Raw genomic sequence first — 9,117 nt, 5'->3', positions numbered from 1 at the left:
TGCCGAGAATACCGCCGCAGCAGACCTTGATGCCGCCGCGGCGCACCGCCTCGACCGTCTGCAACCGGTCTTCCATTGTCCGGGTGCTGGCGATCTGCGGGTAATAGCCCGGCGACGTGTCGATGTTGTGGTTGTAGAAATCGAGCCCCGCCGCCTTCAGCCGCGCCACCTGATCGGGGGAGAGCATCCCCAGCGTCATGCAGGTCTCCAGCCCCATACCGGCCACGCCCTGCACCATGTCGCAGAGCTTGTCCATGTCGCGGTCCTTGGGGCTGCGCCAGGCGGCCCCCATGCAGAACCGCTGCGCGCCCGCCGCCTTGGCGCGCCGCGCCGCCGCCAACACCTCATCCGCGCCCATCAGCCGGGTCGCCTTCACCCCGGTGTCGTGATGCGCGGATTGCGAGCAATAGCCACAATCCTCAGGGCAGCCGCCGGTCTTGATGCTCAGCAGGCTGGCGGTCTCGATCACGTTGGGGTCGAAATGTGCGCGGTGGGTGGTCTGCGCGCGGTGCAGCAGGTCGGGAAAGGGCAGGGCGTGAACCGCCCGCGCCTCCGCCATCGTCCAGTCGGTGCGGATCATTGCGCGCGGCCCTTCAGGCGGTTCAGGCCGGAGAGGAGTGTCGTCGCCAGCGCGATCTTCACCAGATCTCCCGGCAGAAAGGGCACGAGGCCGACGGCCAGCAGCTTCGGTCCCGGCACGAAGAACGCGAGCCAGGCCAGCCCCGCCGCATAGACCACCGCAAGCCCCGCCAGCATCGCCAGGGCGCGCCTCATCCAGCCACGTCCCGCCGCCAGCCAGCCGATCAGCCCCGCCGCAACCAGATAGCCTGCCAGATAGCCGCCCGTGGGCCCGGCCAGATAGGCAAGGCCAATGCCACGTTCGGGCGCGCCGGAAAACACTGGCAGGCCGATCGCGCCCGCGCCGAGATAGGCGGCCATGGCGGCCAGACCGAGGCGGGAGCCAAGCGCGGCTGCAACGAGAAACACCGCGAGCGTGTGCAGCGTCATCGGCACCGGCCAGAACGGGATCTGGACCTTGGCGCCAAGAGTGATCAGCGCCGCGCCGCAAAGCGCGAAGGCCAGCCCGCGCCACAGCGGGCCGGAGCGGGACAGGGAGGAGGTCAGCGATGTCATGGGCTCTCCGAAGATGGATGTGTACTCCATCTAGAGTTACGGAGGTGCGGTGTCGGCCGGCAATCAGGATTATAGATAATCAGCCAGGTATCTCGTAAGTCTCGCGCAGGTCAGAATTTTTTGTGGCAGGCTTCCGCTTGCCGATCCAGCCGACATGGCGGGCCAGCGTCGCGCAGGCAAGGTCGGTCCGGCCCTTGCGCAGCGCCTCCAGAATGGCGCGGTGGTCGTGATCGGTGCGCGCCTCCCAGTCCCGCCGCCAGGCGGCGAAGAGGAAGCGGGCGCTGGCCGCCTGCAGATCGTCGATGGTCCGCAGCAGGCGCGGCATCCGGCAGGGCGCCAGGATCAGCCGGTGGAAATGCCGGTTCGCCGCCTCCCAGTCGCGCACCGTGTCGGCGCTGTCGCCGCGGCGTGTAACCTCTTCTGCTTTCGCCAGAATTGCCCGGGTGATGTTGGGTGCCGCATGGCGCAGCGCCAGCGTTTCGAGGCTCGCCCGCATCTCGGCCACCTCGCGCAGCTCCGCCACGTCGAATTCGGTGACGCGGAAGCCCCGGCGCGGCAGGCTCTCGGCCAGCCCCTGCGCCTGCAACTCGCGGAAGGCCTCGCGCACTGGCACATGGCTTGCGCCGAACTCCAGGGCGATGTGGTCCTGCCGCAGCCGCGCGCCGGGCGCGATCTCGCCGGTGATGATGCGGTCCGCCAGGATGCGCGCGATCCGCGTCGCGTGGGTGTCTTCGGGAGGTGACTGCATGGGTTATAGATAATCCCGGCGGGCCGGCCTGTCGAGGATTGGCAGCAAGGCATTCTGGCGGCCAGGACACGGCAGACGCAATATCATGGCCTCCACCTGCGGCATGCTTGCAATATACTAACGCAACGTTAAGATGCGGCCCACTTACTACAATTTAGGTATCCCGATACTCAATAAAGGTGTGCGTCATGCTTTTGCTGCAGCGTCCGCGGTTCCGCGGCATCGGCCCGGGAGACGTCCGGCGATGAGGCGGTCCGGGGGAGGGGCGCTGGTCGCCGGTCTGGCGGTCCTGATGCTGTCCGGGCAGGCCGTCCGGGCCGAGAGCGTGACGCTGATGCAAGCCTATACCCGCATGATGACGGCGGGGATCGAGACCGGGATCATCGACGCCGATCTGGCCGCCTCGGCCGAGGGCGTGAAGCAGGCCAAGGGCCAGCGCCTGCCGCGGGTCCAGCTGTCGCTGCAATATGACCAGATCCAGCAGGAGGTCATCTCCTCGGACAACGAGACCTATGCCGAGGGCAGCAGCCAGTATCCCAAGGTCACCTTCAACTTCTCGGTCCGGCAGCCGATCTATGACGCGGTGCGCTTCCGGGCGCTGCCGCTGGCGCGCGCCCAGGACGCGGTGCGTCAGGCCGATGCCGAGGTCGCGCGCAACCGCATCGTGCGCGACATGATCGTGGCCTATTTCGAGGTGGCCCAGGCGCAGATGCGCATCCGCCGCGCCCAGGCGATCATCGACGGCCGGGCCGACTATGTCCGCAGCGTCGAGGAGGACGTGGCCGCCGGCCGGCGCGAGGCAGATGTGCTGATCCGCGCCCAGGGCGATTCCTTCGCCGCCGAGAGCGACCGGATGGAGGCCGAGATCGGCCTCGCCGAGGCGCTGGCCGGGCTGCAGCGCTATGCCGGGCTCGACGTGACCGGGGTGGCGCTGGACGGGGCGCGGCTCGGCGTGGTGGATCTGGCCAACATCGACCGCAGCATGACCGAGGCGGCGCTGCTCTCCATGTCGCCCGATCTGCAGTCGGCCCGGGCCGCGGCCGATGTCGGCAAGCGGCAGATCGCCAGCGCGCGCGGCGCGCTGCAGCCGACCGTCGATCTTGTGCTGGATTTCGAACACCAGACCACCGAGGGCTCGCTGTTCGGCGGCGGCTCGAAGACCCAGACGGTGACGGGGGGCGCGATGCTCACCGTGCCGATCTACGAGGGTGGTATCCGCAAGTCGCGGGTGCGCGAGGCCGAGGCCGGGCTACGCGCCGCCGACCTGAAGGTGCAGCAGACCGAGCGGGCGGTGTTGGCGCGCTACAAGGCGCTGATCGGCGCGGCCCGCGCCACCGCGGCGCGCAGCGGCAAGCTCTCCAGCCAGCTGCGGTTGAGCGAGGAATCGGTGGCCGCGGCGCAGGAGCAGTTCGACGCTGGCCGCGCCTCGGAAGGCGTGCTCCTGGAGCAGCGGCTGCGGCGCGACACGCTGCGGCTCGACGTACAGTCGGCGCGGCTGCAGCAATTCCGGGTGCAGGCGGAGCTTTACGCGCTGTTCGGGGCGCTCGACATGAAGGCGATTTCGGCGCAGGCGGGAAGCTGAGGCTTCCCCCTCGCGAAACAACAGGATCAGGAACAGGCAGACGCATGAGCAGGCAGATACTCATCTACGAGAACGTGGTCCCTTTGAACCGCGTCCAGCACCGCGACATGGCGGTGAAGCAGACCACCAACTTCGACTTCACCCGCAAGACCAACACGGTGCCGATCGTCGACGTGGAATTCGTCAAGGTCGCGCCGACGCTGCCGATCGTCTTCACCCGGACCCAGACCGGCATCGTCTGCGCCGCGCTGCTCGGGGCCGAGCAGGACCGCAACAGCTTCCTCGCCGAGGACGGAACCTGGGAGGGCCGCTACGTCCCCGCCTTCTTCCGCCGCTATCCCTTCGTCTTCGCGGTGCAGGAGGGCAGCGACCGGCTGACGCTCTGCATCGATGACAGCTATGCCGGGCTGAACGATCGCGGCGAGGGCGAGCGGCTGTTCGACTCCACCGGGGCCGAGACCGCCTATACCCGCACGGTGCTGCGCTTCGTCGAGGAATACCAGGCGACCTTCAACCGCACCCAGGCCTTCTGCGACCGGCTGCTGGCCAGCGGCCTGCTGGAAGAAGCGCGGATCGACTACACCCTGCCCGACGGCAAGCAGGGCGGCGTCACCGGCTTCCTGCGCGTCTCGGTCGAGAAGCTGCGCAACCTCGCCGATGACAAGGTGCTGGAGATGTTCCGCAACGGCGATCTCGACCTCATCCAGATGCACCTGATGTCGATGCAGCAGGTCGAGCCGCTGGTGGCCCGGATCGGCGCGGCGAAGCCCGCCCCGGAGGCCGCGCCCGAACTGCTTCCGGAGGCCGCCGCGCTCAACTGAGCCAAGGCCAATGCTCCATGCGCGTCCGGCTTCCGGGCGCGCTTTCCTCGATCTGGCGGTACCGGACCATGAGCACGCATTTCAGACCGAAAAACGGTAAACCCGTTGCGGCTGCAAAGGTTCCGTCCCTGCCGGCAGATTTTTTCCGCGAGGCTCCTGAGGGGCCGAAACTGCCGGGCCGGCTCTGGTCCTGGCTCGACCGCCGTCTGAAGGCCGAGGGGGCCAGCCTCTCGCGCCGGCGCCCGGGCATCGACGTGCTGGAGCCGCGGCTGTTGATGAGCGGCGACCCGGCGACGGCCGTGGCGGCGATGGCCGCCGGGGTCGAGAACGCCACGCTGCGCATCACCCAGGTCGATACCGGCAACAACACCAGCGAAGACCGGCTCCAACTGATCCAGGGCACGAATGCCGCCAATACCAGCGCCACCGTCCTCTCTGAGTGGAAGGTGGAGATGCAGGGCGACACCAAGCGCATCGTGCAGGTCGGCAAGACCGGCGCCGCCAATGCCATCGACGTGCTGTCGATCTCGGGCAACAGCGCCGACAACATCCTCGTGCTCGACCAGTCGGTGCTGGGTCTGGCCGAGGGGCTGGAAGTCCGGATTTCGCTCGGGGCCGGCAACGACACGATCCGCGGGCCCGAGGCCTCGACCGGCCTCGTCTGGACGCTGGACGCGGTCGACGGCAACGGCGCCGACGGCTCGATCTCGCTGCTGCAGCCCGCCGCCGACTCGAACGATCCCGACACCGAGACCGCCGAGGCCGACAAGCCGCTCGACACCCGCGTGACCCATGCCGGCGGGCGCGACCATTTCCTGACCTTCAACGATGTCGAGGGTTTCGACATGCGGGCGACGCGCGACATCGTCGCCGACCGCACCGCCGGCGCCAGCGAATGGGGCCTGACCTGGGACGCGGGCGGCATCGCGCTGAAGCGCTTCACCGACGCGCAAGGCGTCTCTGCGGGAACCCCCGCGGCGGGGCGGACCAGCAGCCTGTCGGTCACCGGGGCCGAAGGCCTGACCACCACCGGGGCAGGCCACCTGAACCTCGGCTACCAGTCGGTGACGGCGAACCAGACCGGGGCGACGATCAACGCGGGCTCGGGGCAGATCAGCCTCTACCAGCCGGGCGACAGCGACCGGCAGAACCCGCTGTTCTTCGACGTGCGCGGCATGAGCGGCTACACCGGCACCATGGGCCGCGACGTGGCCCGCGCCGCCGCCGGCGTCGGGATGAACCTCCTGGGCGGCGAGGACAGCCTGACCGGCTCCGACGACCAGCTGGTCTGGACCCTCACCGACCGTTCCGCCACCGGCAATGCCGAAGCGGCCTTCACGCTCGGCTTCCACCAGCTCGACGCCGAGGGCGACTGGGTCTCGCTGAACCGCGACGCGACCTATTACGGCATCGACCGGGTCACCGGCGGCGACAACGCCGACCGGCTGGTGCTGGACTATGGCCAGGCGGTGACGGTCGTCGTCTCGGGCAGCATCGAGGCGCCCCGCGTCAGCGTCTCGACGACAGGCGGCGCCGGAACCGCGCTGATCGCCGACGGTTTCGAGCAGATCGTGGCCAGCGTATCGCCCTCGGCCACCGCGCTGAACCTGATCGACTATTCCGCGCTGTCCGACGACATCAGCTTCGACCAGACCGAGGGCAGCGCCAGCGGCTTCACCTCGGTCGCGGGCTTCACCGCGATCCGCACCGGCGCGGGCGACGACAGCGTCGTGGTCGACGCCGGCATGCGCTCGGTAATCACCGGCGCCGGCGACGACGTGGTAACGCTGGGCGCGACCCTCGGCGCGCTGAGCGTCGATCTGGGCGCGGGCAGCGACACGCTGCAGGGCGATCAGGACGAGACCGGCCTGCTCGCGGGCGTCGAGACCCCGCTCGGCACCCGCTTCACCGTCACCAGCCTCGGCGCCGATGGCGCGGCGGGCCGGGCGCAGTTGCGCTTCGGCGCGGGCGACGCCTTCACCGCCGGGCAGGACATCAGCTTCACCGGGGCCGAAAGCCTCGCCAGGCTCGGCGGCGAGGATGATCCCGACAGCCTGATCTTCGACCTGAACGTCGCCACCGGCAGCACCGCCACCTGGTACATCCCCGATGTCTACGCCGGCGCCATCCTGCTCGGCGGGGCGCGGCTGTCCTACGAGGGCATCCGCCTCGCCGGGATGGAGAGCAGCGGCGGGCGGACCAACCCGCTGGTCCGGCTGTCCTATGCCGGCGACGGCGCAGGCATCGCCCAATACGAGAGCGCGGTGAGCGTCGACCTGACCCAGGGTCTGGTCTCGGGTCTGGCGGGCTGGACCGGCGCGGTGGACGCGCTGATCGGCACCGAGTTCGACGACAGCCTGATGGGCGACGCCACCACCCGGCTCGTGCAGGGCGGGGCCGGCGACGACCGGATCGGCACGCGGCTCATCGCCGGCGCCACGCTGGACGGCGGGGCGGGCGCCGACATGGTCTTCTACGACCGCGCCGCCGCGACCACCGTCCTGACCGATACCGCGATCACCCAGGGCGGCTCGGTTGTCGGCCTCTCGGGGATCGAGAGCGCCTTCCTCGCCGCCGATGCCGACACCGCCGGCACGACCATCGACGCCAGCGGCTTCACCCGCGGCTCGGTCACCCTGCGCGGCGGGGCGGGCGACGACATCCTGATCGGCAGCGCCCAGAACGATGTCTTCACCGAGAGCGGCGGCAGCGACCAAATGACCGGCAATGCCGGGGTGAACAGCTTCGCCGCGAGCGGCCTCGCCGGAAACCGGGCGCTGGCCGATGGCGCCGAGGACGGGACCATCGTCTACACCCACCCGGATGGCGCGCACACGCTGACCGGCGTCAGCCTGTTCAGCCTCGGCGGCGACGACGGGGCCAATGTGTTTGACGCCTCCGGCCTGACCCGGGCGCGCGTGGCGCTCTACGGCGGGGCGGGCGACGACACGCTGAAGGGCGGCGCGCTGGACGACACGCTGTCGGGCGGCATGGGGCAGGATGTCTTCGACGGCGGCGCGGGGGCGAATACCCTCTTGGAGGACGGCTTCACCCAGTATCACGTCGGCGCCTCCGGCCTGCTGCATGACAGCGAGGAGGACGGGGCGAGCACGATCACCGTCACCCTGCCGGTCTCGGCGGGTACGGGCGACAGCTTCCGTCTGACGCTGACCCTGGCCGACGGCTCGACCCTGAGCACCGCCTCGATCGGCTTCACCGCCACCGCCGATCAGGTCGCGGCGCAGATCTACGCGCTGCGCCAGTTCGACGAGAGCGCCGTCGACGTGCTGGTCACCACCGCCAACGGCCGCGTCACCTCGGTCCAGCTTGTCCTGCGCGATTCCTTCGCCGGGCGCGATCCGGGCTTCGCCCTCTCGGCCAGCGGCTCGTCGCGCGCCACCGCCAATGCCGCTGCCGTCGCCTTCGCCGCAACCGGGGTGCTGGTCGTCGGCACGCGCAAGCTGACCACGCCGGAAACGCTGACCAATATCCAGACCCTCGACCTGCGGCTCGATCTGGAGCGCGCGGGCTGGGCCGACATCGCCGGCTGGGCCGGCGCGGCGGTGCTGACCGGGTCGGAGCTCGACGATGTGGTGCGGCTTGGCGCCAAGCACCGCGCCATGCTCGGGGCGGGCAGCGACCGGGTGACGCTGACCGCGGCGGGCAGCTATGACGCGGCGCTGATGATCGACGGCGGCGCGGGTTCGGACTGGCTGCTGGTCACCGGCCAGACCGTCCTCGTCAGCGACGGCTCGGTCTCCTTCGGCAGCGACGCGCAGCGCGTCGCCACCGCCGGCTTCGAGAACTACATCCTGACCGGCACCTCAGGCAACGACACGCTCAGTGCCGCCGGCCTCACCTCGGGCCAGCTGTCGCCCACGACGCTGCTGTCGCTGCTGGCGCGCGGGGCCGGCCTGCCGATGCGCGACGGCGTCGATTTCACCGTGACCCATCCGGACGGCACCACCGTCCAGATCGACATCCCCTCCACCGCCACCACGCTGCAGCATGTGCTGGACGCCTTTGCCAGGGACGCCGCCGGCAATGCGAGCGGGCTGACCGCCACGCTCTCCGGCGGGGTGATCACGGTGTCCTCCTCGCGCTCCGGCTCCAGCGCGCTGTCCTTCGCCGGCGTCGCCGTCACCGGCAACGGGGCGGGGGGCGAGGTCGCCACCTGGGTCGACAGCGAGGTGCTCGAGGTGCTCGGCCTCGACCGGGCGAAGATCACCGGCGCGGTGGCCAAGGCTGCCCCGGCCAGCGCCGGCGGCGTGCTGATCCAGAGCCTCGGAGGCGCGGATGTGATTACCGGCTCGGCCGGCGACGACGTGATCCTGATCGAGGGCTCGGCGACCATCGCCGGCGGCGGCGGCAGCGACCGGGTGATCCTCTCGGCGGCCGGCCTCGCGGGCGACTTCAAGCTGGAGACGGTCACCGAGGCCGGCGACACCTTCGACCGCGTCTCGCCGGTCGTCGAGGGCGCGGCCGGCGCGGCCCTTGCGACCATCAGCGGCGTCGAACTGATCGAGCTGCGCGGCGCGAGCGGCGCCAACAGCATCGACGCCAGCGCGCTGCAGACCGATTTCCTCTACCGCACCGGCGGCGGGGCCGACACGGTGAAACTGGGCAGCGGCGCGAGCACCGTGGTGGTGAACGACGCGGGCACCGGGGCGACGACGATCAGCGGCAGCCATGGCGCGACCGTCTGGCTGGAAGCCTCGGGCGAGATCTCGCAGGCCACCTTCGCCCGCATCGCGGCGCTGCCCTCGGGCGCGCAGCTGCTGGTCGGCGCGGCGCCGGCCCTGGCCGAGGCGATGCACCGCACCGGGGTCGAT

The 9,117-nt window shown here is 70.3% G+C and carries 6 protein-coding genes; 3 read left to right on the top strand and 3 right to left on the bottom strand.

Going from position 1 to position 9,117, the window contains the following annotated elements; all coding sequences use genetic code 11:
- From bioB to C5F48_RS19585, 3 genes are all read right to left on the bottom strand, one after another.
- Window positions 1-580, bottom strand: a 580-nt coding sequence (bioB, locus tag C5F48_RS19595) for a biotin synthase BioB (RefSeq protein ID WP_107665494.1), incomplete at its 3' end; no start/stop codon positions are given.
- The gene (locus tag C5F48_RS19590) at window positions 577-1,134 is read right to left on the bottom strand and encodes a biotin transporter BioY (protein ID WP_107665493.1); all 558 of its coding nucleotides are present in this window, start codon (window positions 1,132-1,134) and stop codon (window positions 577-579) included. The genes C5F48_RS19590 and bioB, both read right to left, overlap by 4 nt.
- Window positions 1,135-1,213: 79 nt before the next feature.
- Window positions 1,214-1,882 carry a GntR family transcriptional regulator gene (locus C5F48_RS19585; RefSeq protein ID WP_107665492.1) on the bottom strand — a complete coding sequence of 223 codons (669 nt, stop codon included), beginning with the start codon at window positions 1,880-1,882 and terminating at the stop codon, window positions 1,214-1,216.
- A 244-nt stretch (window positions 1,883-2,126) separates the two neighbouring features.
- Here C5F48_RS19585 and C5F48_RS19580 point away from each other — a divergent pair, with 244 nt between their 5' ends.
- From C5F48_RS19580 to C5F48_RS19570, 3 genes are all read left to right on the top strand, one after another.
- On the top strand, window positions 2,127-3,464 hold the full coding sequence (locus tag C5F48_RS19580) for a TolC family protein (protein WP_170139680.1): 1,338 nt from the start codon (window positions 2,127-2,129) through the stop codon (window positions 3,462-3,464).
- A 44-nt stretch (window positions 3,465-3,508) separates the two neighbouring features.
- Window positions 3,509-4,285 carry a SapC family protein gene (locus C5F48_RS19575; protein ID WP_107665490.1) on the top strand — a complete coding sequence of 259 codons (777 nt, stop codon included), beginning with the start codon at window positions 3,509-3,511 and terminating at the stop codon, window positions 4,283-4,285.
- A gap of 68 nt (window positions 4,286-4,353) precedes the next feature.
- On the top strand, window positions 4,354-9,117 hold a 4,764-nt coding region (locus C5F48_RS19570; RefSeq protein ID WP_181247734.1), incomplete at its 3' end, for a beta strand repeat-containing protein.

Source organism: Cereibacter changlensis JA139 (assembly GCF_003034985.1).
GTDB lineage: Bacteria > Pseudomonadota > Alphaproteobacteria > Rhodobacterales > Rhodobacteraceae > Cereibacter > Cereibacter changlensis.
This window is presented reverse-complemented; position numbering and strand designations above follow the sequence as displayed.